This window comes from Stenotrophomonas sp. IS26 (assembly GCF_054188265.1).
Genome location: NZ_JBSZJV010000002.1, coordinates 22,273 through 48,632, shown reverse-complemented (window position 1 = coordinate 48,632; position 26,360 = coordinate 22,273). Strand labels below are relative to the sequence as shown.

The 26,360-nt window shown below is 66.9% G+C and carries 24 protein-coding genes; 5 read left to right on the top strand and 19 right to left on the bottom strand.

Features of this window, described 5'->3' with window-relative positions:
• Nucleotide 1 precedes the first annotated feature (1 nt).
• The 14 genes from ACW6W5_RS02150 to ACW6W5_RS02085 all read right to left on the bottom strand — a co-directional run bounded on the left by ACW6W5_RS02150 (nt 2) and on the right by ACW6W5_RS02085 (nt 14,614).
• Nucleotides 2–1,216 (bottom strand): flagellin, encoded by a 1,215-nt coding sequence (locus ACW6W5_RS02150; protein ID WP_152150772.1) that lies wholly within the window; start codon nt 1,214–1,216, stop codon nt 2–4.
• Nucleotides 1,217–1,288: 72 nt separating this feature from the next.
• Nucleotides 1,289–2,512, bottom strand: coding sequence for a flagellin (locus ACW6W5_RS02145; RefSeq protein ID WP_121036755.1), 1,224 nt, complete (start codon nt 2,510–2,512; stop codon nt 1,289–1,291).
• Nucleotides 2,513–2,753: 241 nt separating this feature from the next.
• A complete protein-coding gene (gene flgL, locus ACW6W5_RS02140) occupies nt 2,754–3,956 on the bottom strand; it encodes a flagellar hook-associated protein FlgL (protein WP_152150774.1) in 1,203 nt (400 codons plus the stop codon).
• Complete coding sequence (gene flgK / locus ACW6W5_RS02135; RefSeq protein ID WP_152150776.1) at nt 3,953–5,833, bottom strand: flagellar hook-associated protein FlgK; 1,881 nt, start codon at nt 5,831–5,833, stop codon at nt 3,953–3,955. The genes flgL and flgK overlap by 4 nt, the downstream gene beginning before the upstream one ends.
• An 8-nt stretch (nt 5,834–5,841) precedes the next feature.
• Nucleotides 5,842–7,056, bottom strand: a complete 1,215-nt coding sequence (gene flgJ / locus ACW6W5_RS02130; protein ID WP_152150779.1) for a flagellar assembly peptidoglycan hydrolase FlgJ — start codon at nt 7,054–7,056, stop codon at nt 5,842–5,844.
• A gap of 1 nt (nt 7,057) precedes the next feature.
• Nucleotides 7,058–8,146, bottom strand: a complete 1,089-nt coding sequence (locus ACW6W5_RS02125; protein WP_152150831.1) for a flagellar basal body P-ring protein FlgI — start codon at nt 8,144–8,146, stop codon at nt 7,058–7,060.
• 157 nt (nt 8,147–8,303) lie between these two features.
• Nucleotides 8,304–8,996 (bottom strand): flagellar basal body L-ring protein FlgH, encoded by a 693-nt coding sequence (gene flgH / locus ACW6W5_RS02120; protein ID WP_070471594.1) that lies wholly within the window; start codon nt 8,994–8,996, stop codon nt 8,304–8,306.
• A gap of 22 nt (nt 8,997–9,018) precedes the next feature.
• Nucleotides 9,019–9,804 carry a flagellar basal-body rod protein FlgG gene (gene flgG / locus ACW6W5_RS02115; protein ID WP_102788470.1) on the bottom strand — a complete coding sequence of 262 codons (786 nt, stop codon included), beginning with the start codon at nt 9,802–9,804 and terminating at the stop codon, nt 9,019–9,021.
• Nucleotides 9,805–9,909: 105 nt separating this feature from the next.
• Nucleotides 9,910–10,665 carry a flagellar basal body rod protein FlgF gene (locus ACW6W5_RS02110; RefSeq protein WP_121036760.1) on the bottom strand — a complete coding sequence of 252 codons (756 nt, stop codon included), beginning with the start codon at nt 10,663–10,665 and terminating at the stop codon, nt 9,910–9,912.
• 32 nt (nt 10,666–10,697) lie between these two features.
• Nucleotides 10,698–11,921 carry a flagellar hook protein FlgE gene (gene flgE / locus ACW6W5_RS02105; protein WP_121036761.1) on the bottom strand — a complete coding sequence of 408 codons (1,224 nt, stop codon included), beginning with the start codon at nt 11,919–11,921 and terminating at the stop codon, nt 10,698–10,700.
• 31 nt (nt 11,922–11,952) lie between these two features.
• The gene (locus ACW6W5_RS02100) at nt 11,953–12,639 is read right to left on the bottom strand and encodes a flagellar hook assembly protein FlgD (RefSeq protein WP_121036762.1); all 687 of its coding nucleotides are present in this window, start codon (nt 12,637–12,639) and stop codon (nt 11,953–11,955) included.
• A 26-nt stretch (nt 12,640–12,665) separates the two neighbouring features.
• The gene (gene flgC / locus ACW6W5_RS02095) at nt 12,666–13,073 is read right to left on the bottom strand and encodes a flagellar basal body rod protein FlgC (protein ID WP_088435081.1); all 408 of its coding nucleotides are present in this window, start codon (nt 13,071–13,073) and stop codon (nt 12,666–12,668) included.
• Between the two features lie 3 nt (nt 13,074–13,076).
• The gene (gene flgB / locus ACW6W5_RS02090) at nt 13,077–13,472 is read right to left on the bottom strand and encodes a flagellar basal body rod protein FlgB (RefSeq protein ID WP_152150781.1); all 396 of its coding nucleotides are present in this window, start codon (nt 13,470–13,472) and stop codon (nt 13,077–13,079) included.
• Nucleotides 13,473–13,669: 197 nt separating this feature from the next.
• Nucleotides 13,670–14,614 carry a chemotaxis protein gene (locus ACW6W5_RS02085; RefSeq protein WP_070471614.1) on the bottom strand — a complete coding sequence of 315 codons (945 nt, stop codon included), beginning with the start codon at nt 14,612–14,614 and terminating at the stop codon, nt 13,670–13,672.
• Between the two features lie 105 nt (nt 14,615–14,719).
• Here ACW6W5_RS02085 and flgA point away from each other — a divergent pair, with 105 nt between their 5' ends.
• The 4 genes from flgA to ACW6W5_RS02065 all read left to right on the top strand — a co-directional run bounded on the left by flgA (nt 14,720) and on the right by ACW6W5_RS02065 (nt 17,422).
• Entirely contained in the window at nt 14,720–15,367 is a 648-nt protein-coding gene (gene flgA / locus ACW6W5_RS02080) for a flagellar basal body P-ring formation chaperone FlgA (protein WP_152150783.1), read from the top strand.
• A gap of 109 nt (nt 15,368–15,476) precedes the next feature.
• Complete coding sequence (flgM, locus tag ACW6W5_RS02075; protein ID WP_088435084.1) at nt 15,477–15,779, top strand: flagellar biosynthesis anti-sigma factor FlgM; 303 nt, start codon at nt 15,477–15,479, stop codon at nt 15,777–15,779.
• A gap of 2 nt (nt 15,780–15,781) precedes the next feature.
• Nucleotides 15,782–16,114 carry a flagellar protein FlgN gene (locus ACW6W5_RS02070; RefSeq protein WP_183073736.1) on the top strand — a complete coding sequence of 111 codons (333 nt, stop codon included), beginning with the start codon at nt 15,782–15,784 and terminating at the stop codon, nt 16,112–16,114.
• A gap of 84 nt (nt 16,115–16,198) precedes the next feature.
• The gene (locus tag ACW6W5_RS02065) at nt 16,199–17,422 is read left to right on the top strand and encodes an ATP-binding protein (RefSeq protein WP_121041042.1); all 1,224 of its coding nucleotides are present in this window, start codon (nt 16,199–16,201) and stop codon (nt 17,420–17,422) included.
• Between the two features lie 54 nt (nt 17,423–17,476).
• On the opposite strand, the gene ACW6W5_RS02060 is transcribed toward ACW6W5_RS02065, so the two are convergent.
• Complete coding sequence (locus ACW6W5_RS02060) at nt 17,477–19,234, bottom strand: EAL domain-containing protein (RefSeq protein WP_121036766.1); 1,758 nt, start codon at nt 19,232–19,234, stop codon at nt 17,477–17,479.
• Between the two features lie 4 nt (nt 19,235–19,238).
• Complete coding sequence (locus tag ACW6W5_RS02055) at nt 19,239–21,344, bottom strand: sensor histidine kinase (protein ID WP_152150785.1); 2,106 nt, start codon at nt 21,342–21,344, stop codon at nt 19,239–19,241.
• Nucleotides 21,345–21,494: 150 nt separating this feature from the next.
• Between ACW6W5_RS02055 and ACW6W5_RS02050 the strand changes: the two genes are divergently transcribed.
• Nucleotides 21,495–24,281 (top strand): bifunctional diguanylate cyclase/phosphodiesterase, encoded by a 2,787-nt coding sequence (locus ACW6W5_RS02050; RefSeq protein ID WP_152150788.1) that lies wholly within the window; start codon nt 21,495–21,497, stop codon nt 24,279–24,281.
• Between the two features lie 180 nt (nt 24,282–24,461).
• Here the strand turns inward: ACW6W5_RS02050 and ACW6W5_RS02045 are convergent, their stop codons facing one another.
• The 3 genes from ACW6W5_RS02045 to ACW6W5_RS02035 all read right to left on the bottom strand — a co-directional run bounded on the left by ACW6W5_RS02045 (nt 24,462) and on the right by ACW6W5_RS02035 (nt 26,274).
• Nucleotides 24,462–24,704, bottom strand: a complete 243-nt coding sequence (locus ACW6W5_RS02045; protein WP_152150790.1) for a hypothetical protein — start codon at nt 24,702–24,704, stop codon at nt 24,462–24,464.
• Nucleotides 24,679–24,984, bottom strand: coding sequence for a hypothetical protein (locus tag ACW6W5_RS02040; RefSeq protein ID WP_152150792.1), 306 nt, complete (start codon nt 24,982–24,984; stop codon nt 24,679–24,681). Before ACW6W5_RS02040 ends, ACW6W5_RS02045 begins: the two co-directional genes overlap by 26 nt.
• Nucleotides 24,985–25,083: 99 nt before the next feature.
• Nucleotides 25,084–26,274, bottom strand: coding sequence for a methyl-accepting chemotaxis protein (locus ACW6W5_RS02035; RefSeq protein ID WP_121036770.1), 1,191 nt, complete (start codon nt 26,272–26,274; stop codon nt 25,084–25,086).
• Nucleotides 26,275–26,360: the final 86 nt, after the last annotated feature.

Here is a 26,360-nt window from a genome sequence, read left to right as displayed (position 1 = left end):
CTTAGCGCAGCAGGCTGAGCACGTTCTGCGGCACCTGGTTGGCCTGGGCCAGCATGGCCGTACCGGCCTGCTGCAGGATCTGGGTGCGGGTCAGCTCTGCGGTTTCCTTGGCGAAATCCGTGTCCTTGATGCGGCTACGCGACGCGGACAGGTTTTCGGTCGAGGTCTGCAGGTTGGCCACCACCGAGGTAAAGCGGTTCTGGATGGCGCCGAGGTCAGCGCGGGTGCTGTTGATCGAGCCCAGTGCACTGTCAACGATCTCGAGAGCCTGCTGGGCACCGGCAACGGTGTCGATTTTGAGATCGGACAGGTGCGATGCGGCGGTCCCATTGGCGGCATCTGTATTCAGAGTCAGGCCGTCGGGCGTGGTGGCACCAGCTGTCACAGCGATGTCAGTCGCTTTGTTGTCCGCCTTGACTGAGGTGAGGGTAATCGACCCTGCGGTTACAGCTCCAGTTGCCTCATCAACTGTCGGCGCGGCATGCAGGCCGGTCTCACCGATTTTGCTATTGATAGCTGCCGTGATCGCCTTGACAGCGTTGGCTGCGTTCGACGCCTGGATGGTGGCATCACCGGCCGGGTCAACAAAATCGAACTTAACTTCACCAAGGTCAATCTTTCCGACCTTCATTGATGCAATCGTTCCGCTGTCCAGCGTGGCGCCGTCCACCTTAAGGGTGCCGCCGGTAGCGAAGGTCGTTCCTCCCAAAGCGTTCGCCTTGGCGTCCACCACCTTATCGATGGCAATGGCCTGACCAGCATTGGCGCCGACCTGGAACAGCTGGCTGGAGAACGAACCGTCGAGCAGCTTGGTGCCGTTGAAGTCCGACTGCTTGGCCACGCGGTCGATTTCGCTGACCAGCTGGGTGACTTCTGCCTGCAGGGCCTTGCGGTCGCTGGCGGAATTGGTGGCGTTGGACGACTGCACGGCCAGTTCACGGACGCGCTGCAGGTTGTTGCCGATTTCGCTCAGCGAACCTTCGGCGACCTGGGCCAGCGAGATGCCGTCGTTGGCATTGCGGATGGCCACATCGGTGCCGCGGATCTGGGTGCCGAAACGCTCGGAGATCGCCAGACCAGCCGCGTCGTCCTTGGCGCTGTTGATGCGCGAACCCGACGACAGGCGCTGGATGGTGGTGGCCAGGGAGCTGCCGCTGGTGCTCAGGTTACGCTGAGCATTCAACGACATCGTGTTGGTGTTGATGACTTGTGCCATGAGGAAGGGTCCTTGAGCAGTTGCACGTGAGTTGGGTTAGCCGCCCCTGACGTGCTTCAGGGGCGTCGCATGTCAGCGCTGCAACAGGCTGAGCACGTTCTGGGGAACCTGGTTGGCCTGGGCCAGCATGGCGGTGCCGGCCTGCTGCAGGATCTGGGTACGGGTCAGTTCCGCGGTTTCCTTGGCGAAATCGGTGTCGCGGATGCGGCTCCGCGAGGCCGACAGATTTTCCGAGGAGGTCTGCAGGTTGGCCACCACCGAGGTGAAGCGGTTCTGGATGGCGCCGAGGTCGGCGCGGACGCTGTTGACGGATTCCAGCGCCTTGTCGACGATTTCCAGAGCCTGCTGGGCGCCGGCAACGGTGTCGATCTTGATGTCAGAGACATGCGACGGACCGCCACCCGCGGCAGGCGTGTTCAAGGCGGCGGGAGGCGTCCCAGCGGAAGTAACGGCCACGTCGGCCACCTTGTTGTCTGCCTTGATCGAGGTCAGGGTAATGACACCAGGAGTGGCAACACCCGCCGCGTCGGTCTGTTGTGCAGCATGCAGACCGGTTTCACTCAACTTGCCGTTGATGGCCGCCATCATGGCCTTGGTGGCGTTTTCCTGATTCTTGGTCGCGGTCGCCGCTTGTTCCGCCGTGGTGCCGGCGGGGACGGTGTAGTCGAACTCGACATCGCCGATGCTGATCTCACCCACCATCACGCCTTCGATCTTTCCCGCTGCAGTGGTAACTGCTGCCGCGTTGAGCGTGATGCTGCCGGCGTCGACGAAGGTGGTGGCGCCCAAAGAGGTCGCCTTTGCATCCACGACGCTGTTGATCGCGATCGCCTGACCCGCATTCGCACCTACCTGGAACAGCTGGCTGGTGAAACTGCCGTCCAGCAGCTTGGTGCCGTTGAAGTCGGACTGCTTGGCGACGCGGTCGATTTCGCTGACCAGCTGGGTCACTTCGGCCTGCAGTGCCTTGCGGTCGCTGGCCGAGTTGGTGGCGTTGGAGGCCTGCACAGCCAGTTCACGGACGCGCTGCAGGTTGTTGCCGATCTCGCTCAGCGAACCTTCCGCGACCTGGGCCAGCGAGATGCCGTCATTGGCGTTGCGGATCGCGACATCGGTGCCGCGGATCTGGGTGCCGAAGCGCTCGGAGATTGCCAGGCCGGCGGCGTCGTCTTTTGCGCTGTTGATGCGCAGGCCCGACGACAGGCGCTGGATGGTGGTAGCGAGCGAGCTGCCGCTGGTGCTCAGGTTGCGCTGAGCGTTGAGCGACATCGTATTGGTGTTGATTACCTGTGCCATGGGTCGTCTCCCTTATTGGAATCCCGGTGGTGAATGGAACGAAGCGCCGCCGTTTTTTTGTTTTTGGCTGTGTGCTTCGCTGTTGCCAAATCAATAACGGCGCTTTGTCAACAACCTTTAGGCGGAGATTCACGCGGATCTGCAGGGGAGGCGGAGGCGGCCCGATTTCACGCCCCAAAACGAAAAAGGCCGCGATGCTCAAAGCATCGCGGCCTTCAGGCCAACCCGGGTTGCAGAGGGGTCAGCGGATCATGTTGAACAGCGACATCGACTGCATCTGCGAGAACAGCGTCTGGGCCGCCTGCAGGGCGGTCTTCTCCAGCTGATACTGGCTCAGTGCATCGGCGTAGTCCAGGTCGCGCATCTGCGAGAGGGTGGTCTTGAGCGTGACGACGTTCGATTCCCGCATGTCCGAGGCGTTGTCCAGCGCCTTGAGCTGGGCGCCGCCGGCGGCGCGGGAGTCGATCATCCGCTCCGAGGCGCGGGCCACGTCGCGCAGGCCGCTCTGCAGCAGGTTCTGCTGGGCTGCCTGCTGGGCGGGGGTACCGGTATCCATCTTCAGTGCGCCGATCAGCGAATCCAGGGTGCCGAAGATGTCGCGGCTGGACGCGGGGCTGACCTCGACGATATCGCCCGCGGCGGGCGCACCTTCGATATGAAGGCGCACGCCGTTGACCACCAGGTCGTCGCCGGTCTTGAGCGTGCCGCTGGACACCACGGCGCCACCGGCATCCAGCAGGTCATAGCTGTCGGCGCCAGTGAAGCGCACGCTGAAGCCTTCTCCATTCCAGCTGCCGTCGCTGTCGCGGGTGATGTTGGTCAGCACGGCGCTGCCGGTATTGCCGGGGCTGGCCTTGCCATCCACATGCCCGTCGCCGGTGACGATGCGCATGAAGATCTCGCTGCCGGGCAGGGCGTCCTTCACGTAGGTGTCCGGGCCAACCTCTACCTCGCGCTGGTTCTGGTCGCCGTTGTAGACGATGCGGCCATCCACCTGGCTGAAGGGCGGGCTGCCGTCATCCGTACCACCGAAGAGATAGCGGCCGGTACCGTCGGTACTGTTGGCCACCGCGAGCAGATTGCCGCGGATCGCCTCGATTTCCGTGACCATCGATTGCTTGTCGGCGGCGGCCAGGCCCGGGTTGTTGGCGTAGATGGTCAACTCGGTGATGCGGCCCATCATGTCGCCCACCTGGGCCAGCGCGTTTTCCTGCAGCCCCAGCCGGTTCTGCACGTTGCCGGCGTTGAGCTGCATGCGGTCCAGCGAGGCCAGGGTGCGGTCCAGGCCGACCGCGCTGCCGGCCGAGACCGGATCGTCCTTGGCCGACACGATCTTGCTGCCGGTGGCGATCTGGCGCTCCAGATGGTTCATCTTCGCCTGCGAGGCGAGCATCAGGGACACCGACTGATTGAACATCATCCCGGTGGAAATGCGGTTGTTCATCGCGAGACGGCTCCGAGGATGGTCTGGAACATGTTGTCGGCAGTGGAGATCAGCTGCGAGGCGGCCTGGTAGGCCTGCTGCAGGCGGAGCATGTCCGAGGCCTCCTCATCCAGGTTTACGCCGGAGATCGAGTCGCGCGCGGCCTGGGCCTGGTCGGTGATCACCTGTTGCGCCATCAGCGAGTACTCCGCAGAGCGTGCGGCCGCGCCGACCTGGGTGGTCAGGCCGCCGAGCGCGCCGCTGAGCGTGACCGTGCCCGCATTGAAGGTCTTGGCCTGCTCGACCTTGGCCAGCAGCAGGGCATTGCTGTTGTCCGAGGAACCGGCCGGGGTCGGCCCGATGTTGAAGGTGTCGCCGGTCTTGGGCGCGCCGTCGAGGACAAAGCTCCAGCCGTTGGCGGTGATGGTCTGGCCGGCGGTGTAGGTGCTGGGGGGGCCGCCATCGATGGTGTATTCGGTGGCACTGATGAACACGATCGCCGCCGGATTACGCAGGGCGGCGTTGTCCGGGTCGGTCACCTTGACCCCGGTGAGCTTGCCGGTGCCGGTGTTCGCCATCGCGGCGGTGCCCTTGATCGGGGCGGCGGCGGCGATGCGCGAGGTATCGGTGATCGCCACGGCCATGCTGCCGGCCACGCCTGCGGTGGGCTGCAGCAGGAAGCGGTCGTCCTTGGCCGGCGTGCCGCTCATGACCAGCGCTACGCCGTTGAGTACCAGCGGGTCGGCTGCGGTGCCGGCGCCGGTCATCGGGATGGCGGCGCCGGTGTCGGCGCGGGTGGCCTGCCACTGGGTGCCATCGAACTTCATCACGATGTTCTGGCCGTCCAGCTTGGAGAGGTCGCCGAAGCTGGCGCTCATGCTGGCGGTGCCGGCGTTGGCGCTGTTGGCGGTGATGCGTGGGTTGCCGATGGTGAAGAAGTCACCGCCCATGTTGCCGTACAGATCCGCGCCCTGGCGGTGGACGTCGTTGAAGCTGCTGGCCATGCCGATCGCCAGCTTGCCCAGTTCGGCCTGGGCCGGGGTCAGCACGGTGTCGCGGAACTCCAGCAGGCCACCGATCTGGCCACCGAGCGTCTTGCCCTCGATGGTGATCTTCTGGCCCTGGCTTTCCAGCGCCAGCTGCAGCCGCTCGGGCTGATAGGGATCGGTGACGGTGGTGACCTTGGAGGCCGTGGTGCCGACCACCAGCGCCTGGCCGCCGGCGGTGTAGACGTTCATCAGCCCGCCGTCCTGCATCACCGCGGTGCCGCCGGTGTAGCCGACCAGATTGGCGATCAGCTGGTCGCGGCGGTCGAGCAGATCCGGCGCGGCGGTCGCGGCATTGCCGCCGATCGACCCATTGAGCTGGGCAATCTCCTGGGCCAACCGGTTGATCTCGGTGGCGCCGGCGATCAGACCGTTGTTGACCTCGCCATTGAGGTTGTTGAGCTGGGTGTTGAGCTGCTGGAAGCGGTTGGCCAGGGTCTTGCCGCTGTCCAGCATGTTCTGCCGGTCGGCACTGCCGGAGGCATTGGAGGACAGCCCGCTGACCGAATCGAAGAAGTTGGACCACACCCCGGCGACGTTGGTCGCGGTGTCGGAGAACATCGCATCCACGCGATCGGCCATGGTCGAGAGCTGCTTCAGGCGCGCCAGTTCACCGCTGCCATCGAGCAGCCGCGAGATCGCCAGCTGGTCCGCCACCCGGCGGACGTCGGTGATGCGGGTGCCATTGCCCACGTCGCCGTACCCGTAGTTCTGCGGGTCGGCCGTGGCGAAGTCCACCTTCTGCCGGCTGTAGCCCGGGGTCTTGATGTTGGCGACGTTGTGGCTGGTGGTCGCCAGGGCCCGCTGGAAAGCGAGCAGGGCGCTGGTGCCGGTGGAGAGTACGCTGGACATGGATTACCTCAACGACGGATGACACCCAGCCCGGTCGGGCTGGCGGTGCTGGCAAAGGTGCGGCCCAGGCGCTCGCCGGCATCGCTCACCGCCGCGACGGCGCGCTCGATGGTCGGGCCGCCGGCGATCGCGGCGATCTTGGCCGCGTAGGTCGGGTCGGTGGCGTAGCCGGCGCGCTGCAGCCCCTGCGCGAAGCTGCGCACGTTGCTGCCGGCCTGGAGGGCGTTCTGGTAGCGCGGGCTGGTCTTCAGCAGGCGCACGTAGTCGGCGAAGCTCTCGCCGACCGAGTTGTAGGCGCGGAAGCTCGCCGTTTCGTTACGGCGCACGCCGTTGACGTATTCATGGGTGCCGCTGGTGGCACGTGCGCCCTGCCAGCCGTTGGCCTTGATCCCGAACAGATTGTGCGAGCTGTCGCCACCACTGCGCCGGACCAGCTTGCGGCCCCAGCCGGTTTCCAGCGCGGCCTGGGCGACCAGCGCCTTGGCATCCACGCCGAGTTCGCGTGCGGCCTGCTGGGCATGGCCCCAGATGCTGGCCACGAAGCCTTCCGGCGTGTGCGGGCCGAGCTCGGCGGCAGCCGTGTTGGCCGCCAGGGTATCGGCGGCGCTCGGGCCGGTGGCCGCAGTGCGGTTGACGCCGGTCCAGCGGTCATCGGCCATGGCCCAGTGGGCGCTGGCCGGATCGGTATCGGCGACTGCCGCGTAGGGATCGCTGCGGCCGATCGCCTCATGCATCTGGCTGCTTTCACGGCCGGCAATCAGGTCCAGGGCACGCTCCATCGGCTGCAGCACGGCCGACGGCTCACCACCGCCGAGCTGCTGCAGCAGGTCAACCTCGCGCGGCGCGGCCGGTGCGGTGCTGGCCGGCAGCGGCATGGCGGCGGCCGGTGCATTGAGCTGATAGGCACGCAGCGCGGCGGCCGGGTTGAGCGTGGTATCGACCGGCTTGGCCGTCTCGCCCTCGGCGCCACCCAGCTGGCGCGCGATCATGCTCGACAGCCCCAGGCCACGGCCGCGGGTCATCGCATCGGCGATCTTCTGGTCGTACATTTCGCGGAACATGGTGTTTTCGCCGGGGAACAGCGAATCGCCGAAGCTCGCTTCACGCATGCTCTTGATCAGCATCTGCGCGAACTGGCCTTCCAGCTGCCGGGCGACCTTGTCGACCTTGGCCGGGCTGTTGGGCTGGGCGGGATTGAGTTCCAGGGCCGGTTGAATACGCATGTCAGATCACCTCGAGTTCGGCGCTGAGCGCGCCGGCCTGCTTGAGGGCTTCCAGGATGGCGATGAGATCGCCCGGGGCGGCGCCCACGGCGTTCACCGCGTGCACGATTTCATCCAGCGTGGTGCCGCCGCTGAACTTGAACATGCGGCTGCCATCGTTGGTCGCGGTGATGGTCGACTGGGGCGTGACCGCCGTCTGGCCGCCGCTGAAGGCGCCCGGCTGGCTGACATTGAGGTTCTCGTTGATGGTCACCGTAAGCGAGCCATGCGAGATCGCCGCCGCACCTACGCGCACCTGTGAACCGATCACCACGGTGCCCGTGCGCGAGTTGACCACTACCTTGGCCGGCGCGCTGCCGGGGGTGAGTTCCAGGTTCTCGATGCGCGCCAGCAGGCCGATGCGTGCGCCGGGATCGGACGGCGACTGCACCGACACGGTGACGCCGTCGATCGCGCGGGCAGCGCCTTCGCCGAAGGCGTTGTTCAATGCCGCCACCATCCGCGAGACCGTGGTGAAGTCGTTCTTGTGCAGGTTCAGGGTGATGTCGCCACCACCGCTGAACACGTCCGGCAGGGCACGTTCGACGGTCGCGCCGTTCGGAATGCGGCCGACGCTGGGCACGTTGACCGAGACGCGCGAGCCATCCTTGCCCTGCACGCCGAAGCCACCCACGATCAGGTTGCCCTGGGCAATCGCATAGACCTGCCCATCGGCACCGCGCAGCGGCGCCATCAGCAGCGAGCCGCCGCGCAGCGAGACCGCGTTGCCCACCGAGGAAACGGTGATGTCGATCGGCTGGCCGGGCTTGGCGAACGGCGGCAGTTCGGCATGGATCGCCACGGCCGCCACGTTCTTCAGCTGAGGATTGACGTTCGCGGGCACGTTCACGCCTAGTTCGCCGAGCAGATTCTTCAGGCTCTGCACGGTGAAGGGGGCCTGGCTGGTGCGGTCGCCGCTTCCATCCAGGCCAACCACCAGGCCGTAGCCGACCAGCGCATTGCCGCGCACGCCGCCGACCTGGGCCAGGTCCTTGATGCGCTCGGCGGAAGCAGGCGCCGCCAGCGCGAACACGGCCAGCAGCGCCACGATGGCGCGTGTCGTGTAGCGCGACGCCGCGCCCCATGACCAGAGGGCGCCGGTCGGCTCGAGGCGTCGCCACGCGCCCGGATCTGACCGCGCCGCCTCTGGGCACGCTTCGGCGCTTCGCTGACGGCAAATGAGGGAGAGGAAGAAAGTCATGTCAGGCTCAGTACGGCGCCAGCGCCGAGTTGAAGAAGCGGCTCAACCAGCCCATCGCATTGGATTGGGCGATCGCACCGCGGCCGCCGTAGACGATGCGGGCATCGGCAACACGGCTGGAAGGAATGGTGTTGTCCGGGAAGATGTCCGCCGCGCGTACGATGCCCTGCACCTGCACCAGCTCATCGCCGCGGTTCAAGCGCAGGTTCTTGGCGCCCTGTACCACCAGGTTGCCGTTGGGCAGGCGCTGGATCACCGTGACGGTCACGCTGCCCTGCAGGCGGTTGCTCTGCGCGCTGGTGCCCTTGCCGGTGAAGTCACGCGAGCCGGCGGCGCTGGCACTGAGGATGTCCTTGCCGCCCAGCGTGACCGGGGCGCCGAAGATCGTCGGCGTGCCGATGCTCAGCTCCGACTCTTTCGAGGTGGAGGTGTTGGCGGTGGTCTGCGCGGTGGTGCTCTCGGTCAAGGTGATCGTGAGCAGGTCACCGACATCGCGGGCGCGCCGGTCCGAGTACAGCTGCAGGCCCGGGCCGGCAGCGTAGATCGCCCCGGCCGTGGCCTGGGCCGACGGCGGCATGATCGGTTCGACCGGCGCCATGGCCGGGTAGGGCCGGACATCGCCGGCGATCACGCAGCCACTCAGGGTGGCGACGATGACGGCGGCGGCGAGCAGGCGGAGGGTAGGGGCAAGACGCGACATGGCAGGTTCCCGGGTCGACCGATCAGACGTTCTGGTTGAGGTAGCCGAGCATCGCGTCGGTGGTGGAGATCGCCTTGGCGTTCATTTCGTAGGCGCGCTGGGTTTCGATCATCGAGACCAGTTCTTCCACCACGTTGACGTTGCTGCCTTCCAGCGCACCCTGCACCACGGTGCCCAGGCCATTGAGGCCGGGGTTGCCGTTCTGCGCCGGGCCGGAGGCGGTGGTTTCCAGGAACAGGTTTTCACCGCGCGCCTGCAGGCCCGCCGGATTGACGAAGTCGGTCAGGGTCAGCGCGCCGATTTCCACCGAGGCGGCGTCGTCGGCCATCTTCACGCTGATGGTGCCGTCGGTGCCGATGGTGAGCGACTGCGCGCCTTCCGGAATCTGGATGCCCGGCTGCACCGGGTAGCCACTGTTGGTGACCAGCTCGCCATCCTGGTTGCGCTGGAACGAGCCATCGCGGGTATAGGCGGAAGAACCATCCGGCATCTGCACTTCAAAGAAGCCGCGGCCGTTGACCATCACATCCAGCGCGCGGCCGGTCTGCTGCTGGCTGCCCTGCTCGAAGTTCTTGGAGGTGGCGACCACGCGCACACCGGTGCCCAGCTGCAGGCCCGAGGGCAACTGCGTCTGCGCCGAGGAAGCGCCGCCGGGCTGGCGGACCTGCTGGTACAGCAGATCTTCAAAGCTGGCACGGTCCTGCTTGAAACCGGTGGTGTTGGTGTTGGCGAGGTTGTTGGAAACCACCGACATGCGCGTCTGCTGCGCATCCAGCCCGGTCTTGGCGATCCACAATGCCTGGTTCATGGCGTCATTCCTGTGTTGTAGCGGATGGCCGCGTGGTGCGGCCCTTGCGAAGGGCAATGCATGGCGCGTGCCAGAACCGCGCCGGGATTACGTCACCGGCGGTGGTCAGCCGCCCAGGCGCAGCAGGCTGTTGGCGCTGCGGGCGTTGTCGTCGCCGTGCTTGATCACCTTCACCTGCATTTCGTACTGGCGCTGCAGCTGGATCATCTGCACCAGCGCACCGGCGGCATCCACATTGCTGCCTTCCAGCTGGCCGCTTTCCAGCGACTTGCCCTGGGCCTGCACGAACGGCTGCTGCGGATCGGTGTTGCGCATCAGCCCGTCCAGGCCACGCTCCAGCCGTGCGTCGTCGGCCTGCACCACGCGGATGCGACCAACGTTGGCCATCGTCTGCGGGCCTTCGCCCAACGGAATGATCGAGATCGTGCCGTCGTTGCCGATGTCCATCGCCTGGTGCGGAGGGATCGCGATCGGATTGCTGTTCTCATCCAGCACCGGATGGCCGCCGGCGGTCACCAGCTGGCCATTGGGCGTAATCGAGAGCGCCGCACCCCGGGTATACGCCTCACCGGCATTGGCGCCTGGTGCCTGCACGGCCAGCCAGTTGCCGGCCTGCAGCGACAGATCCAGCGGGTTGCCGGTGATCTGCTGGGCGCCCATGCGCCGGTTGAAGCCGGCGTCCACGTGCAGGGCATCCACGCGCGAGGCGTAGCCGGTCCCCTTGATCGGGAAGGCCTCGGTGTTGGCGAGCGCCTCCTTGAAGCCGGGGGTGTCGGTGTTGGCCAGGTTGTGCGAGAGCGTGCCCTGCGCCTGCAGGGAAGCGCGTGCACCGGTCATCGCGACGTAGAGTGCCTTGTCCATCGGTGTAATCCCGTGTTGCGGTCAGTGGCTCATCAACGCAGGTTGATGATGGTCTGGGTGATCTGGTCCTGCGTGGAGACCATCTGCGAGTTGGCCTGGAAGTTGCGCTGGGCAGTGATCATGTTGACCAGCTGCTCGGTCAGGTCGACCGTGGAGGCTTCCAGCGAACCGGCCTGGATCTTGCCCAGGTTGGAGCTGTCCGGCGAACCGGTACGCGGGGTGCCGGAGGCGAAACTCTCCACCCACAGGTTGTTGCCCTTGGCTTCCAGGCCCTGTGCGTTGTTGAAGGTGGTCAGTGCGACCTGGCCCAGCGGCTTGTCATCGCCGTTGGAGTAGCGCGCGTAGACGATGCCTTCCTCGGAGACGGTGATCTCGTTGAGCTTGCCGGCCGCGTAGCCGTCCTGCTGGGTGTTGCGCAGCGCGAACTTCTCGCCGTACTGGGTGGAGCCGCTGAGGTTCAGCGACATCGACAGCACGCCGGCGCCGGTGGTCGGGGTGAACGGATCCATGACGATCTGGCCGTTGGTCGGCTCGGTCAGCGCGCCGCTGTCGGAGAACTTCAGCAGCGTCGGCGTACCGGCGGCCTTGCCGTCCACGTAGTTGTAGACCTGCCATTCGTTCGGGTTTTCGGTCTTCACGAAGTACGAGGTCTGGGTGTGGCTCACGCCCAGCGAGTCGTACACGGTGATGCCGCCGGTGGAGTGGCTGTAGCTGTTCGAATCGGTCGGGTCGAAGGTACCAACCGTCGGTTCCTTGGCGTTGGCCGGCAGGGTGAAGCTGACATCGACCTTGCCGGTCTGTTTGGGCGGGCTGTCGGTGGTCAGCAGCTGCAGATCGGTCAGGCGGCCGGCATCGAAGTTGGTGCCGTCGGCATTGGGCGCGAACACCTGCAGGCGCGCGCCCTGCGGGTTGGTCACGTAGCCGGCCTGGTCGGTCTGGAAGTTGCCGGCGCGCGAGTACACGCGGGCACCGTTCATGGTCAGGGTGAAGAAGCCCTCGCCGGAAATGGCCATATCCAGGCTGCGCCCGGTCTGTTCGTTGTTGCCCTGCGAGAACTGCTGGGCGACGTTGGTCAGGCGCACGCCCGAGCCGACCGCGTTCTTGGACAGGCCATAGCTGGTGGCCGAGAACAGATCGGCGAACTCGGCGCGCGACTGCTTGAAGCCGGTGGTGTTGACGTTGGCGATGTTGTTCGCCGTGACGTTCAGATCGGCATTGGCTGCGTTGATGCCGGACAACGAGACGTTGAAGCCCATGGGATGCTCCTGTGGATGCGGGTAAGGCGGCTCAGCTGATGCGGAGCACGTAATCGATCGGGGCCGTGCCCAGACCCTTGAGGTTGAGGTACAGGCCGTCCGTGCCGACCGTGACGCTCTCCACCGGGGCCTGCACGTAGGTGTTGAGCTTCGTCTTGGTGCCGGCGGTATCGGTATGCGAGGCGGCGATGGTGTAGGTGCCTTCGGCCATGCGGTTGCCGTTGGCGTCCTTGCCGTCCCAGTCGAAGGTGACTTCGCCGGAGGCCTTGGCTTCCACGCTGATCTGGTTGACCTTGACGCCGTTGGCATCGGTGATGTCCACCGTCACGAAGCCGGCGCCGGGGGCGGCGACCATGCCGGTGACATCGCCGTCCTTCTCCAGCGCGAGCTTCTCCGACGGCACCAGCACTTCGTGGCCGACCAGGGCCGCGCCGCGCAGGATCTGGTCGCTGGACATCGAATCCTGGAAGCCCTTGACCGTGTTGTTGAGGTCGGTGATGCCCTGGACCTGCGACAGCTGCGCCATCTGCGCGACCATCTGGGTGTTGTCCATCGGCTTGAGCGGATCCTGGTGACGCAGCTGCTCGGTCATCAGGCGCATGAAATCGGCCTGGTCCAGGGTGCTCTTTTTCTTGCTGGTGTCGCTGTTGGGCGCGTTCAGGCCCAGCGCGCTGTAGATGTCGCTGCTGTTCTGGCCAACGCCGTTGGTGCTGCTCATGGGAGGGGATTCCTGCGGTAAGAGGGTCAGCGACCCATGGTCAGCGTGGCCAGCGCCAGTTCCTTGGCGGTGGTCAGCATCTCCACGCCGGCTTGGTAATTGCGCGAGGTCGAGATCAGGTTGACCATCTGCGCGACCGGGTCCACGTCGGGCTGGTAGATGTAGCCATCGGCATCGGCCAGCGGGTGGCCCGGCTCGTAGCGCTGGATCGGCGCGGCGTTGCTCTGGCTGATCTCCTTGACCTGCACCGTGGTGATGTTCGGGTCGGTGCGGCTGGTCACCGACTGGAAGATCGGCTCCAGCGGCTTATAGACCGCATCGGCCGAACCGGCGACGGTGTCGGCGTTGGAGAGGTTGGAGGCGATGGTGCTCATGCGCACGGACTGCGCCTGCAGCGCGGAACCGGCGATATCGAAAATGGGCAGATTGCTCATGGCTTATTGCCCCGTGATCGCGGTGAGCATGGAGCGCACCTTGGATTCGACGAAGCTCAGCGAGGCGCGGTACTCCAGCGCGGCGCGGCCGTAGGCGGCACGCTCGGCATCCGGGTCGACGGTGTTGCCGTCGATGCTCGGCTGCACGCCTTCCTTGGCGATCTGGAACGGGTTCAACCCGCCGCCGATCTCATAGTGTTTTTCACTGGTGGTCTTCAGCAGGCCGTTGCCATCCAGCCCCTGGGCATTGCGCAGGGCGGCATCGAAGTCCAGGTCCTGGGCCTTGTACCCGGGGGTGTCGGCATTGCTCAGGTTGCTGGCGATCAGCTTCATCCGCTGCTCGCGCAACGGCATGGCCTGGGCATGGACACCCAGATAGTTCGAAATCAGATTGGGCATGACGCACTCCCACGGGACGATGCCTGGGCCAGTGCAAGCGGCGTGCCAGAGGGGCGCCAGAGGGGAGGGGCCGGTGCCCGGCGGCATCATTCACGCCGGGAAAATCCACCGACCCGCAGGGCCGGGTAGATCCACGCCATGCGTGGATGCCGTCAACCCACCGGAGGAAGGGCGCCGACACCAGGGCCGGCCGCCCCTTACGCCGCCATTGCGACCTTGCGCAGGCGGTCCAGCAGGAAGTCCGCCAGCTCATGCGGGGAGTACTTGGCCACGAAGGCGTTCGCGCCGACCCGTTCGACCATCGCGTTGTTGAACACGCCCGACAAGGACGTGTGCAGCAGCACGTACAGGCCGGCCAGCCCCGGGTGACGCCGGATTTCCGTCGTCAGGGTGTAACCATCCATCGCCGGCATCTCGATATCGGAGATCACCATGGCGTAGCGCTCGGCCGGGTTTTCGCCCGAGGCGTGGATCTGCAGCAGGTGGTCCAGCGCCTGCTTGCCGTCCGAAAGCAGGGTCGCCCCGACCCCCAGCTGGTCCAGCACGCTGCGGATCTGCTGGCGGGCCACGCGCGAATCGTCCACCACCAGCACCTGCATCGGCGGGGCATCGGGAGGCAAGGCCATGGAGGGGTCCAGCACCGCTTCGCCACGGATCTCGGCGATGTCGGCCAGCACGCTTTCCACGTCGATCACCTGGATAAGCTCACCCTGGAAGCGGGTCACCGCCGTCAGGTAGCTGGATTCGGCGCCCAGTTCCGGTGGCGGGTGGATGTCTTCCACCGCGATGTTGACGATGCGTTCCACACCGCTGACCAGGAAGCCCTGGATGGAGCGGTTGAACTCGGTCACCACCAGGTAGCCCGGCGCCTTGTCGGCATCGGGCTCACGCTCGGGATGGCCGATCGCCAGGCCCAGGTCCAGCACCGGCACCGAGCGGCCACGCACATCGGCCACACCGGCGAACTGGCTGGGCAGCCCGGGCACCTGGAACAGATCCGGGCGCCGCAGGACTTCCTGCACCTTGAACACATTCACGCCAAAAAGCTGACGTCCCCCCAGCCGGAACAGCAGCAGGGCCAGACGATTGTGGCCGGCCAGGCGCGTACGCTGGTCGATGCGGTTGAGCAGGTCATGAGACATGGGCTTGGTATCGGCGGGAGCCGCGGTGACTTGAGCGCCGCGTAGAGGGCGGTTCGGCATGGGGCTTGCATCGTGCTGCGCATGTTCCTTGCCCATGGAGTGCCCATGCGATCTCTTGTCTTTGTCGCGCTGCTGCTGGCGGCGCCCGCCTGGGCGGCCGGTGGTTGGCAGCCGGTGGATAGCATCCGCCAGGCCGCGCTCGGCACCTTGCCGGCCGGCAGCGAGGGCGACACCACCCTGGATTCGGCGCTGCGCCTGCCTGCCTGCGGTCAGCCGCTGGCGGCCCAGCCGACCGGCACCAGTACCGTGGAAGTCAGCTGCCCGGATGCAGGCGGCTGGCGCCTGTTCGTGCCGGTAAAGGTGCGTCGCAACCAGACCGTGCTGATCCTCAATCGGGGCGTGGCCGCTGGAGAAACCCTGTCGGCGGCCGATATCACTACTGGCCAGCGTGATGCGGCCCGGATCGCCGGCGCTGCATTGGCCGATCCGGCCGCCGCCGTCGGCCGCGTGGCGCGCAGGACCCTCAGTGCTGGCAGTCTGATCTCGGCCAATGACCTGGTCGCGCAGCGGCTGGTGCGCCGGGGCGACAGTGTCGCGCTGGTGTCGCGGCGGGGCGGGGTGGAGGTCCGGGTGGCCGGGCGCGCCATGGCCGATGCCGGCGAGAATGAGCGGGTCTCGGTCGAGAACCTGTCGTCCCGCAAGATCGTGCAAGGCACCGTCGCAGCCAGCGGTGACGTTTTAGTGACGCGCTGAACACGATTGTGAATAAGGGCCACATTTCCCGTAAAACCTGCAATATTCCCCTAAAGATGGCGCCCGACCGGCCGTTATCCCTTGTGAACCGCATTCCCAGGACAACTCCATGAGCCAGAAAATCGACGGCAACCTGCAGGCCACCGCCCATCTGCGCAGCGTCGCTCCCGGCAACAAGCCGAGCGTCAGCACCGATGCCCCGGCCCGCCCGGTGGAAGCCGCTGACAGCCTGCGCCTGACCGGCGAAGCCACCAGCCTGCAGGCGATGCAGCGCGAACTGTCCACGGCTCCGGCGATCGACGCGGCCCGTGTCCAGGCCGTGCGCGACTCGCTGCAGAACGGCACCTACAAGATCAATCCCGACGCGATCGCCTCGCGCATGCTTGAGCTGGACCAGCAGCTGCAGGGATGAAGCTGGCGATGAGCGAGCCGCTGCAGCGCCTCAGCGATGCCTTGGACGTCGAACGCCAGGCATTGGTCGAGCATGACGTGCAGGCCCTGATCCGCGCGACCGGCGCCAAGCTGGAGGCGTTGCGGGCACTCGAAGCCGCGCTGCCGCTTGGCCAGGCCGAGCGTGTGCAGGAACTGGCAGAGCGCAACCGTGCCAACGGCGTACTGCTTTCACGGCGCCGCCGCGAGGTCAACTGGGCATTGCGCCAGCTCGGCCGCAGCGAAGATGCCGCGTCGTACGATGCCAAGGGCCAGTCGCACACGCTCAACACCCGGCGGCCGCTCGCGGTCGCCTGATCTCCCCATCTGGCGGCCCCAGGCTGCCGATGTGAACGTCACCGCGTATATTGAGCGCCTGTTTCCCGCCGCCTCGATGTGACCGTGACCGTAACTTCCGCCCTTGTCACCGCCCCGTTGCCCCCGCATCCGGTCCTGCTTGCCCTGTTTGAACGGATCAAGGAGGGCGTGCTGCTGTTCCGCGAGGATGGCAGCGTGGCCCTGGCCAATGCCGCCGTCAGCGAGATCCTCGGCCAGGCCGAGCGCGATGCCGAACTGACCCCAGCGCAATGGCTGCGCCAGTTGCTGCCACCGGATGCGCTGGAACAGGCGCGCCTCAACGGCCACTGGAACGGCAGCCTTCCGGTCGGCGAGCGCATGGTCATCGCCCATGTCTACCATCACGACGATGGCGGCCAGCGACACTATCTGGCCTTGTTCCGCCGCATCGAAGGCCAAGAGGATTACGAGCGCGAGCTGCAGCAGCGCCATGCCGAACTGCGCCAGGCGTACCTGCGCCTCAACGGCACCCAGGAAAAGCTGCTGCAGTCGGAGAAGATGGCCTCGATCGGTCAGCTCGCCGCTGGTGTGGCGCACGAGATCAACAACCCGATCGGTTATGTGCACTCCAACCTCGGCAGCCTGCAGGAATACCTGCGCAGCCTGTTCACCGTGATCGAAGCCTACGAGCGCGCCCTGCGGGCACCAGATCCGAAGGCGTTGATCCCGGAAATCGATGACATCCGCCAACGCTTCGACATCGATTTCATCAGCCGTGATCTGCCGCAGCTGATGGCCGAATCACGCGAGGGCATCGAGCGGGTGACCCGGATCGTGCGCGATCTGAAGGACTTCTCGTATTCCGGCCGGGATGAGTCGTGGAAGCTGGTGGACCTGCACGCGGGCCTGGAATCCACGATCAACATCATCTGGAACGAGCTCAAATACAAGGTGACCCTGCACCGCGAGTTCGGCCAGCTGCCGCTGGTGGAGTGCCTGCCGTCGGAGTTGAACCAGGTGTACATGAACCTGCTGCTCAACGCCGGCCACGCCATTGCCGACCGCGGCACGATCCATGTGCGCACCGGCGTGGACGGCGACACGGTCTGGGTGGAGTTCGAAGACACCGGCGGCGGCATCTCGCCGGACCTGCGCCAGCGCATCTTCGATCCGTTCTTCACCACCAAGCCGGTCGGCAGCGGCACCGGGCTGGGGCTGTCGATCTCCTACAGCATCATCAACAAGCACCATGGCCGCATCGATCTGGAGAGCACGCCGGGCGTGGGCTCCAAGTTCCGGCTGGTGCTGCCGATCAAGCAGCCGCGCTGAGCCGGCAGCGGTCGCGCCGGCCGCTGGCCCGCAGTCGCGGGCTTTCAGGCAGCCTCAATCCGCGTCGACTGCCGGCAGCGCTGGCGCCGGTGCCGTGTTCGCCCGGCGCTGCTCCTCATGCGTGCGGAATGCCTGGTGGATGTGCTTGCGCAGCTCATCATCGTTCCACGGCTTGGTCAGGAACCGGTAGATCGCGCCACGGTTGATCGCGTCGGTCACGGTGTTGAGGTCGGTGTAGCCGGACAGCACCAGGCGGATCGTATCCGGGTAGAGCATCTTCACCCGGCCCAGGAACTCGGTGCCGCTCATGTCGCTCATGCGCTGATCGGACAGGATCACCTGCACGTCGTTGATGGCCAGTAGATCAAAGGCATCGCGCACGTTGCCGGCAGCCAGGATGCGGTAACCGTCGCGGCGGAACAGGCGCACCAGCGAACGCAGCACGTTTTCTTCGTCGTCCAGCAGCAGCAGCGTGCGGTCCGGACGGGTTTCTGCGAAGGCCTCCGGACGCAGGTAACGGCGGCGCAGGGTCATGCCGGCGGCATCGGCCGACATCGGCTCACCGAACAGATAGCCCTGGAACACATCGCAGTCGTTGCGGCGCAGGAAGCCGAGCTGGGCCTGCGATTCCACGCCGTTGGCGATCACGGTCATGCCCAGCTGGTGGCCCATGGCGATGATCGCGCGGGCGATCGCGGCCTCGCGGTTGCCGGCCGGCGCGCTCTTGATGAAGCTGCGGTCGATCTTGAGCTTGTCCACCGGATACCGGACCAGCGCGCTGAGGCTGGAATCACCGGTGCCGAAGTTGTCCAGGCTCAGGCTGATGCCTTCGTTGCGCAGGTTGACCAGCGTCTCGTGGACGAAGTTGACGTTGTTGGTCAGCGCGCTTTCGTTGATCTCCAGCGTGAGCATGTGCGCCGGCACGCCGGCGGCCTGCAGCAGCGACATCACCTCGGCGAAGAAGTTCGGGCGCAGCAGCTGCAGCGTGGACACGTTCACCGCGATGGTGAAATCGTCGAAGCCCTGGTCGCGCCACAGCTTGGCCTGTTTGAGCGCGCCTTCCAGCACCCAGGTGCCGATCTGCACGATGATGCCCAGGCGTTCGGCGGTGCGCATGAAGCGCTCCGGCACCAGCATGCCCAGCGTGGGCGATTGCCAGCGCAGCAGTGCTTCCATGCCGACCACGTGGCCGTCGCGGGCGCTGACCAGCGGCTGGTAACGCAGCTTGAGCTCGCCATTGGGGATCGCGTCGACAATCTGGCGCGCGATGATGCTCTCGCTGTGCGCGCTGGAGGGCGTATCCACGGCGTGGATGCGCACCGCATTGCCGCCTTCGCGGGCGGCCTGGTACAGCGCGTCTTCGGCGTGGTCGAGCAGGCGCGAGACACCGGTGGCGTGCTCCGGGCACAGGCTCACGCCCAGCTTGCCGGTCATGAACAGCGTGTACGGCAGCACCGACAGCGGCAGCTCCAGTTGCTGGCGGATTTCCTCGGCCAGGTCCTCGGGCAGTGGCATGTCGGCCGTACGCGGCACGGCCAGCAGGAATTCATCGCTGCCGTGGCGCCACAGCTTGCCGCGCCCGCGCAGGTGGTGCTGCAGGCGCTGGGCGACCAGCACCAGCGCCTGGTCGCCGACCTCGGCGCTCATGTTCTCGTTGACCGAAGCGAAGTGGTCGATATCCACGTGCATCAGCATCAGCGGCGTGCCGCCGGAGGCGGCCTCGGTCACCATCGCCTGCAGTTCGGGGTTGCCGGCGCCCAGGCGGGGCGGGGCGTCCTCGATGCTGACCAGGGGCAGAGAAGGGTTCCACATGAGCTCAGTGTTCCAGGGTGTCGTGAGCCGTCGCGCCGGTGGCGCGGTACGGCAGGTAAAGGTCGATCAGGGTACCGGCGCCGTGCGCCGATTCGATGCGCAATGTGCCACCCACGCTCTGCGCGCGCTCGCGCATCACGATCAGTCCCAGCCCGCGCGGGCCGTCCGGGTCGAAGCCCTCGCCGTCGTCGCGCACCTGCAGGTGCAGGCCGTGGTCGTCCACATCGCGCAGGTGCAGGTTGACCTGGCTGGCGCGGGCATGGCGCAGCACGTTGGTCAGGCTTTCCTGTGCGATGCGGAAGCACGCCTGTTCGATGTCGCCGGCCGGGCGCCGGGGCAGGGACTGGATGTCCGGCAGCAGTTCGATCGCCGCCGAGCGGAACAGCACGCCGGCCTGCCAGCGCAGCGCCGCTTCCAGACCCAGCGCATCCAGCTGCGGGGGGCGCAGCAGGGTGGAAATGTCGCGCAGCTTGCCGACGGTCGCATCGGCCAGCTGGATGATCTGGGCCAGGTCTTCATCGCGGCGGGCGGCGTCCTGCTCGTCCTGGGCGGCGTAGGCAGACAGTTTCATCGCGGTGATCGCCTGGCCGATATCGTCGTGCAGATCGCGCGAGATCGCCCGGCGCTCGTCCTCCTGCAGCGAAAACAGCCGCCCGGCCATCGCCTGCAGCTCACGGTTGCTGGTTTCCAGCGCCTCGCGGATGCGCTCGGGCTCGCTGAGGTCGCGCACGATCAACAGCTTGCAGTTGCGCCCGCCGTAGCGCACATCGCCAACGGCCAGGCCGGCCTGGAACGCCTGGCCGTTGAAGCGGCGCATGCCGATCACTTCGCCAGCCCCCGCGCTCTGCAGGGGCAACTGGGCGAACAACTGCGCCCGCACCCGGGGCAGGTCGTCGTCGGTGACGAGCGCGGCCAGCGGCTCGCCGAGCAGGGTGTTGTTGCCGTAGCCGAACTGGGTGGCCGCGCAGGCATTGGCGTACAGCACGTGCTCCTCGGACAGGATCACCACGCCATCAGGCAGTACCCGCACCAGCTCGCGGAACTGTTCTTCGCGCTCACGCAGCAGGCGGCGCGACTGCTCGCGTTCGGTGACGTCCTGCAGGGTGCCCAGCACGCGCGGGCGGCCGGCGTCGTCCTGGCCGCTCTCAGCGCGCAGGTGCACCATCAGGGCGCGCCCGTCCATCGCCAGCAGCGGCAGCAGCACATCGATCTGCACGGGCTCGCCGGAGCTCATTTCCTGCAACAGCTGTTCGCTGAGCGCCGCCGTGGCCGGATCGGCCGGCACCAGCAGCTCATCGAACCGGTGCCAGCGCCGGGCTTCGGGTGCGCGCCGCCCGAGCAGGCGATACACCTGATTGGCGTACCGGCCCAGGCCGGTGGCCGGATCGATCTCCCACGCGCCGATGCGCGCCATCTCGTGCGCTTCTTCCACCCGGGCCAGCGCCTGGTCGCGGCGCAACAGGGCCTGGTCTTCGCGGGTGCGGTCGATCGCGATCAACAGACGCGCGCGGCGGCCGCCGTAATCGATGAAATTGCTGCGCATCTCCATCCGCCGCGTGCTGCCGTCACTCAGCCGCAGGTCGGCGGTGATCACGCACAATTGCTCGGGGTTGGCGCGGATGTGGTCCAGCTTGGCCTCGAGCATGGCCTCGTGCCCCGGCGGCCACAGCGCGGTGATCGGCATCGCGGTGAAGGCCTCGCGGCTGAAGCCGAAGAAGCTGGCCGCGGCCGGGTTGACGTCCAGGATGGCCAGCGATTCCAGATCGTAGACCAGGATCGGACCGGGATTGCCTTCGAACATCTGCCGGTGGCGCGTTTCCGAACTCTCCAGCCGCGCGTGGGTGTGCAGCACGTGCTGGGCCAGCGGGCGCAGCAGCAGATAGATCAGTGCCGCGCTGGCGACCACGAAGAATGTGCCCTTGAGGGTCTGCCACTGCGCGGCCGTCTGCAGATCCGAGGCCACCACCTTGACCGCCGCGTCGCTGCTCAGGATCCACACCATGGCCAGTACCAGGTAGGCCACGACCACACGCCAGCGGTCCCGGCGCAGATCGCGTGCCAGCGGGGTCTCGGCAGCGGGTTCGGAAGGGCCTGGCAGGTGGGTCGACATGGGGCAGGGCGGGGCCAATCGGACAAGGCGAGTGTCATCTTACCTGCCTCGGGCGAGGATGCAGGACGCCAGGGAACTCAATAAACCGCAATCTCCGCCGTTAACGATTGCGTTCCCCGGTTGTCGGGTGCGTTATCGGAGTTACAGGGCGTGGACCAAGGGATTATCGCGAGTCTGCTGCAGCACCCATTGGCCTCGGCGCTGGTGATCCTCGACCGTGCCGGTCGCCCGATCGCTGCCAACCCGGCCGCGCGTGAGCATGGCCTGCCTGCAACGGTCGCCGCCTACGGGGAGGTGCTGGAAGACCTGCGCCTGCTCGCCGCAGATGGCGGGCTGGTGCCCTGCCAGCTTCCCGGCGGGCCCGGTGGTCGTTTCGATGGCTGGATGCGCGCCGTGCACGATCCGGATGGGCACCTGCTGGCCTTCACCCTGAGCGTGCCCGAGCCGGTCGCCGCCTACGCGGGCAGCCGCTGGGAGGTGGCCCTGGATCATGCCGGGCATGGGCTGTGGGATTGGGATCTGCCCAGTGACAGCGTGCGCCGCTCTCGGCGCTGGGACGGCCAGCCCATCGAGGAGTCACACAGTCACGCCGAAGGTGTCAGCGCGCTGCTGGAGAACGTCCACCCGGACGATCAGCCAGCGGTGCGTGTGGCGATGGATGCCCACCTGCGCGGCGATAGCGAGGCCTATACCACCCAGTTCCGTGCCCGCCACCCCAACGGGGAGTGGCGCTGGGTGCTGGACCGCGGCCGCGTGGTCACCCGCACGGCCGACGGCCAGCCGCTGCGCATGGTCGGTACCCACACCGACATCCAGGCCCAGAAGCAGATGGAAGCCCAGCTGCGCGAGCAGCAGGTGCACCTGCGCGAAGCCCAGCGGATCGCCAGCATGGGCAGTTGGTCGTGGGATCCGGAGGCGCGCCAGTTCTGGTGGTCGCCCGAGTTCCGGGCGCTGCTGGAGACCGGTGACGCACCGCTGCACGGCCGCCGCCACTGGCTGCGTCAGCTGGAGCCGCACTCCCGCGGCCGGCTGCGTGGCGCCTGGCGCCGGATGTGGCGCGATGGCGCGGCCACCACGCTGGAGCTGGAGCTGATCCGTGACAACGGCGGCGCGCTGCACCTGCGCGTGTGGATGCAGCCGTTGATCGGGCCGGACGGGCGGATCCAGCGCCTGCTCGGCCAGGTCCAGAACATCACCGAACAACACCAGACCGATGCGCTGATCCGCTGGCGCACCGAGCTGCTCAACCGCGTCTCCGCGCTGGGCCGCATCGGCGGCTGCGAGATCGAGGTGGGCACCCGCCACATGCAGTGGACCGAGGAGTGCTACCGCATCCACGGCCTGCGCAAAGAGCCGATCAGCCTGGACCAGGCGCTGAGCCTGTACACCCAGGACTCGCGCGACGCCTTCGAGGCCGCGCTGCTGCGGATCGCCGAAGGCGGGCTGCCCGAGCAGCTGGACCTGTGTTTCTACCGGCAGTCCGGGCTGCGCATCTGGGTGCAGGTGCTGATCGAACTGGACCGCCGCGACGGCCTGCCGACCCGCTTCGTGGTGCTGTTCCGTGACATCACCCGCGAGCGCGAAGCCAACGAGCGCATCGAGCTGCTGGCGCATTACGACCTGCTCACCGGCCTGCCGAACCGGATGCTGCTGCGCGAGCAGACCGCCGACGCCATCGAGGTGGCGCGCGATCGTGGTAGCCCGCTGGCGATGCTGTTCATCGATCTGGATGGCTTCAAGACCATCAACGACACCTTCGGCCACGCCACCGGCGATGCGCTGCTCAAGGCGGCCGCCTCGCGCCTGCACCAGAGCCTGCGCAACAACGACCTGTTCGGCCGTTTCAGCGGCGACGAGTTCATCGTGGTGCTGCGCGACCTGGCCGCCCCGGAAGATGCCGGGCATGTGGCACGCAAGCTGATCGCCTCGCTGGCCGAACCACTGCACCGCGGCGAGAGCACGCTGAAGGTCGGCGCCAGCGTCGGCATCGCGATGCTCGACGACAGCCGCCAGGATTTCGAATCGCTGCTGCGCGCTGCCGATGCGGCGATGTACGCGGCCAAGGAAGCCGGGCGCAACACGTACCAGTATTACAGTCAGGACGCGCTGGCCAAGATCCAGCGCAAGCTGGAGATCGAGCACGCGCTGCTTGGCGCGATCGAACGCGAAGAGTTCACCCTGGCCTACCAGCCCCTGATGCATGCCGAGAACGACCAGCCCCCGGCGATCGAAGCGCTGCTGCGCTGGCATCGCCCCGGCATCGGCTACTGCAGCCCGGCCGAGTTCATCCCGATTGCCGAAAAGTGCGGCGAGATCGTCCGGATTGGCGACTGGGTGCTGGCCGAAGCCTGCCGCCAAGCCGCCGCGTGGGATGCTGCCGGCCTGCAGTTCGATCGCGTGGCGGTGAACGTTTCAGCCGTGCAGCTGCGCGACCGCGGTTTTGCCGAGCGCGTGATCGACATCTGCCACGCCCACGGCTGGCCGCCTCAGCGCCTCGAGCTGGAGCTGACCGAGTCCGCCCTGATCCGTGACACCGAGGTGCTGCGTCATTGCTTCGATGTGCTGGAACGGCACGGCGTGCCGCTGGCCGTGGACGATTTCGGCACCGGTTTCTCGAACCTGCATTATCTCAACCGCTTCCCGGTCGGCCGCCTCAAGATCGACCGCAGCTTCGTGCAGGGCATGCTGCACGATGCCGGCACCGCCGAAGTCACCCAGGCGATCGTGCACCTGGGCCACGCGCTGGGCATGAAGGTCGTGGCCGAAGGCGTGGAGACCGAGCAGGAAGAGGCGATGCTGCGCCGCCAGGGCTGCGATGAGATCCAGGGCTACCTGTACTCGCGGCCGCTGGCGCCGCGTGATCTGGCGCAGTGGTTGAAGCTGGGCACCCAGACGCCGCCACGCGAGAGTTATGCGGCGGTGACGCAAAGCGTTTGAGGGCGGCCGACGTCGCCCTGTGCGGGGCTGCCCGCCTGACCTGACACGGTGCGTCAGGCGGGGGTGCCAACGGCGTCGCCAGCCTCACATCCATTGAACGCGGCAAAGCGGTGGAGCGCCCACCTGCAATCGACCCTCCCCGCGGCGGACCTTGCAGTCGATCCTCGCCACCAGCGTGTCTCACAACGGGATGGGCAGGCAGCAATAGCCGAGCGTGCGTTTACGTTCGGCTGTGCAGCATTCGATCCGGTAGTAGTCGCGCATCGGCAGGCTCACGCCAGGCAAGGCGGGAGGATATCCATGTTGAATGCCTTTCGCGGATTCGCGACGGAGCAATTGTGCGCCGGTAACTGCGTCGATACAGGTGGATCGGGGAGGCGTGGCGGATGCCGCGCCTTCAGCGCACAGCAGCACCAAGATCATCACCGCTCAAGCCCAGATCCCACGCCAGGCCGGCGAGGGCAGGGTCGATGGCGGGTGGCAGTGCGGCAAGGGCGGGCGAGGGTCGCTTGGCCAGCTGCGCCAGCTCCTGCTGGGCAAGCTGCTCCAGCCGGGCGATCAGGGCGCGGCCCTGCAGTGGCGCTGCCGCAGCGGCAGGTGCGGCAGGTGCGGCAGCGAGCGTGACGGCGTCACTGCCCGGCACCGCCGGCTCCAGCTCGGCGGGGACAACAGATGCAACGGACAGCATGGACGCGTTCAACATCAGGTAATCATCTGCAGCCAAGGCGGGTAGTGCAAGCACAACGGCCCCGGGGTAAACCGGGGCCGCAGGGTGTGCCCGGAGGGGCACGGTGCCGCTGGATCAGAACAGCTCGACCGCGCCGGCGGCCATGCTCTGCTGGGCAACGGCCTTGTGCGGCGGGCGCTCCCACTCGGTGCGCATGTCGCGCAGGCGGGTGCCGGTGCGCTGCAGGGCGGTCACGACTTCTTCGTCGAACACGCCGCCACTGCGGTGCAGCAGTTCCTGCAGGGCCACCGCTTCGCGGTTGATCGCGGTCAGGCGATCCAGGTGGGTGTGCACGCCGCCCAGGGCCTGGGTGGCGATGTCCTCGAACTGCAGGGCACGCACGGCTTCGGCGACGCTGCTGTCGATGGCGCGACCGCACTCGGAGATCTCGCGCATGCCGTCACCCAGCGATGCGTTGATCTGGGCCACGTTGTCCAGCATCTGCGCCGCCTCATGGCGCGCTTCGCGGGAGCGGTCCATATCGCGGGAGGCCATATGCGAGACGGTCTCGCGCACCTTGGCGATGGCGTCCTTGGAGCTGTGGGCCAGCTTGCGGATCTGCTCGTTGAAGGTGGTGGAGCGCTCGGACAGATTGCGGACTTCATCGGCGACCACCGCGAAACCGCGGCCGGCTTCACCGGCACGCGCGGCCTCGATGGCAGCGTTCAGGGCCAGCAGGTTGGTCTGGTCGGCGATCGACTTGACGTCTTCCAGCAGCGCGAAGATGCCATCCAGGTGCTGCGCCATCTGGTCGATGTGCTGCACGGTGGTGCTGCTCTGGCCGCTGACCTGCTCCAGCGCCTCGACCAGCTGCTCCATGCGGTGGCTGGCATGCTGGGCGAAACGGGCCACGTCGACGCCGGCGCCACCTTCGTCACCGGCGCGGTCGACGATGCGGGCCAGGGCCTGGCTCTGCTGGCGCGACTTGCGGTTCATGGCATCGAAGCTGCTGCCCAAGCCACCGACCGCATGACGGATCAGATCGCGGGCACGTTCGACTTCGCCACGCGAGCCCTCGATTTCGTTGCCGACAAACGAGCGCAGCTCGGTCAGCAACTGGTCCTGCTCGCGCAGGATGCGGGCCTGCTCAGGCGAACGCTGGGTCTGGGCGCGGGCGCTCCACCAGGCAAACCCGAGCCAGCTGAGCGTCATCGTGCTCAGGATCGCCCAACGCAGGGCGGCGGGCCACTCGAAGCCGATGGCAAAGGGAAGCAGAAGGGTCAGGACCAGGGGGGCGGCCAGACGAATGAAGAGGCGTGAGTACATGGACGTTCTCGGGGAGGTGCACGGATGCTGTATCGGCCGTACCCCGGTTTGCTTTAGCCGTCCTCATGATTTTTCCGCCCGTCGAT

Bases quoted from the DNA above. Each gene is read 5' to 3' on its own strand.
- ACW6W5_RS02150 (WP_152150772.1), bottom strand. From the start codon at position 1,216: ATGGCACAAGTCATCAACACCAACACGATGTCGTTGAATGCTCAGCGT.
- ACW6W5_RS02145 (WP_121036755.1), bottom strand. From the start codon at position 2,512: ATGGCACAGGTAATCAACACCAATACGATGTCGCTCAACGCTCAGCGC.
- flgL (WP_152150774.1), bottom strand. From the start codon at position 3,956: ATGAACAACCGCATTTCCACCGGGATGATGTTCAATCAGTCGGTGTCC.
- flgK (WP_152150776.1), bottom strand. From the start codon at position 5,833: ATGTCCAGCGTACTCTCCACCGGCACCAGCGCCCTGCTCGCTTTCCAG.
- flgJ (WP_152150779.1), bottom strand. From the start codon at position 7,056: ATGCGTATTCAACCGGCCCTGGAACTCAATCCCGCCCAGCCCAACAGC.
- flgH (WP_070471594.1), bottom strand. From the start codon at position 8,996: ATGTCGCGTCTTGCCCCTACCCTCCGCCTGCTCGCCGCCGCCGTCATC.
- flgG (WP_102788470.1), bottom strand. From the start codon at position 9,804: ATGAACCAGGCATTGTGGATCGCCAAGACCGGGCTGGATGCGCAGCAG.
- ACW6W5_RS02110 (WP_121036760.1), bottom strand. From the start codon at position 10,665: ATGGACAAGGCACTCTACGTCGCGATGACCGGTGCACGCGCTTCCCTG.
- flgE (WP_121036761.1), bottom strand. From the start codon at position 11,921: ATGGGCTTCAACGTCTCGTTGTCCGGCATCAACGCAGCCAATGCCGAT.
- ACW6W5_RS02100 (WP_121036762.1), bottom strand. From the start codon at position 12,639: ATGAGCAGCACCAACGGCGTTGGCCAGAACAGCAGCGACATCTACAGC.
- flgC (WP_088435081.1), bottom strand. From the start codon at position 13,073: ATGAGCAATCTGCCCATTTTCGATATCGCCGGTTCCGCGCTGCAGGCG.
- flgB (WP_152150781.1), bottom strand. From the start codon at position 13,472: ATGCCCAATCTGATTTCGAACTATCTGGGTGTCCATGCCCAGGCCATG.
- ACW6W5_RS02085 (WP_070471614.1), bottom strand. From the start codon at position 14,614: ATGTCTCATGACCTGCTCAACCGCATCGACCAGCGTACGCGCCTGGCC.
- flgA (WP_152150783.1), top strand. From the start codon at position 14,720: ATGCGATCTCTTGTCTTTGTCGCGCTGCTGCTGGCGGCGCCCGCCTGG.
- flgM (WP_088435084.1), top strand. From the start codon at position 15,477: ATGAGCCAGAAAATCGACGGCAACCTGCAGGCCACCGCCCATCTGCGC.
- ACW6W5_RS02060 (WP_121036766.1), bottom strand. From the start codon at position 19,234: ATGTGGAACCCTTCTCTGCCCCTGGTCAGCATCGAGGACGCCCCGCCC.
- ACW6W5_RS02055 (WP_152150785.1), bottom strand. From the start codon at position 21,344: ATGTCGACCCACCTGCCAGGCCCTTCCGAACCCGCTGCCGAGACCCCG.
- ACW6W5_RS02045 (WP_152150790.1), bottom strand. From the start codon at position 24,704: ATGATCTTGGTGCTGCTGTGCGCTGAAGGCGCGGCATCCGCCACGCCT.
- ACW6W5_RS02040 (WP_152150792.1), bottom strand. From the start codon at position 24,984: ATGTTGAACGCGTCCATGCTGTCCGTTGCATCTGTTGTCCCCGCCGAG.
- ACW6W5_RS02035 (WP_121036770.1), bottom strand. From the start codon at position 26,274: ATGTACTCACGCCTCTTCATTCGTCTGGCCGCCCCCCTGGTCCTGACC.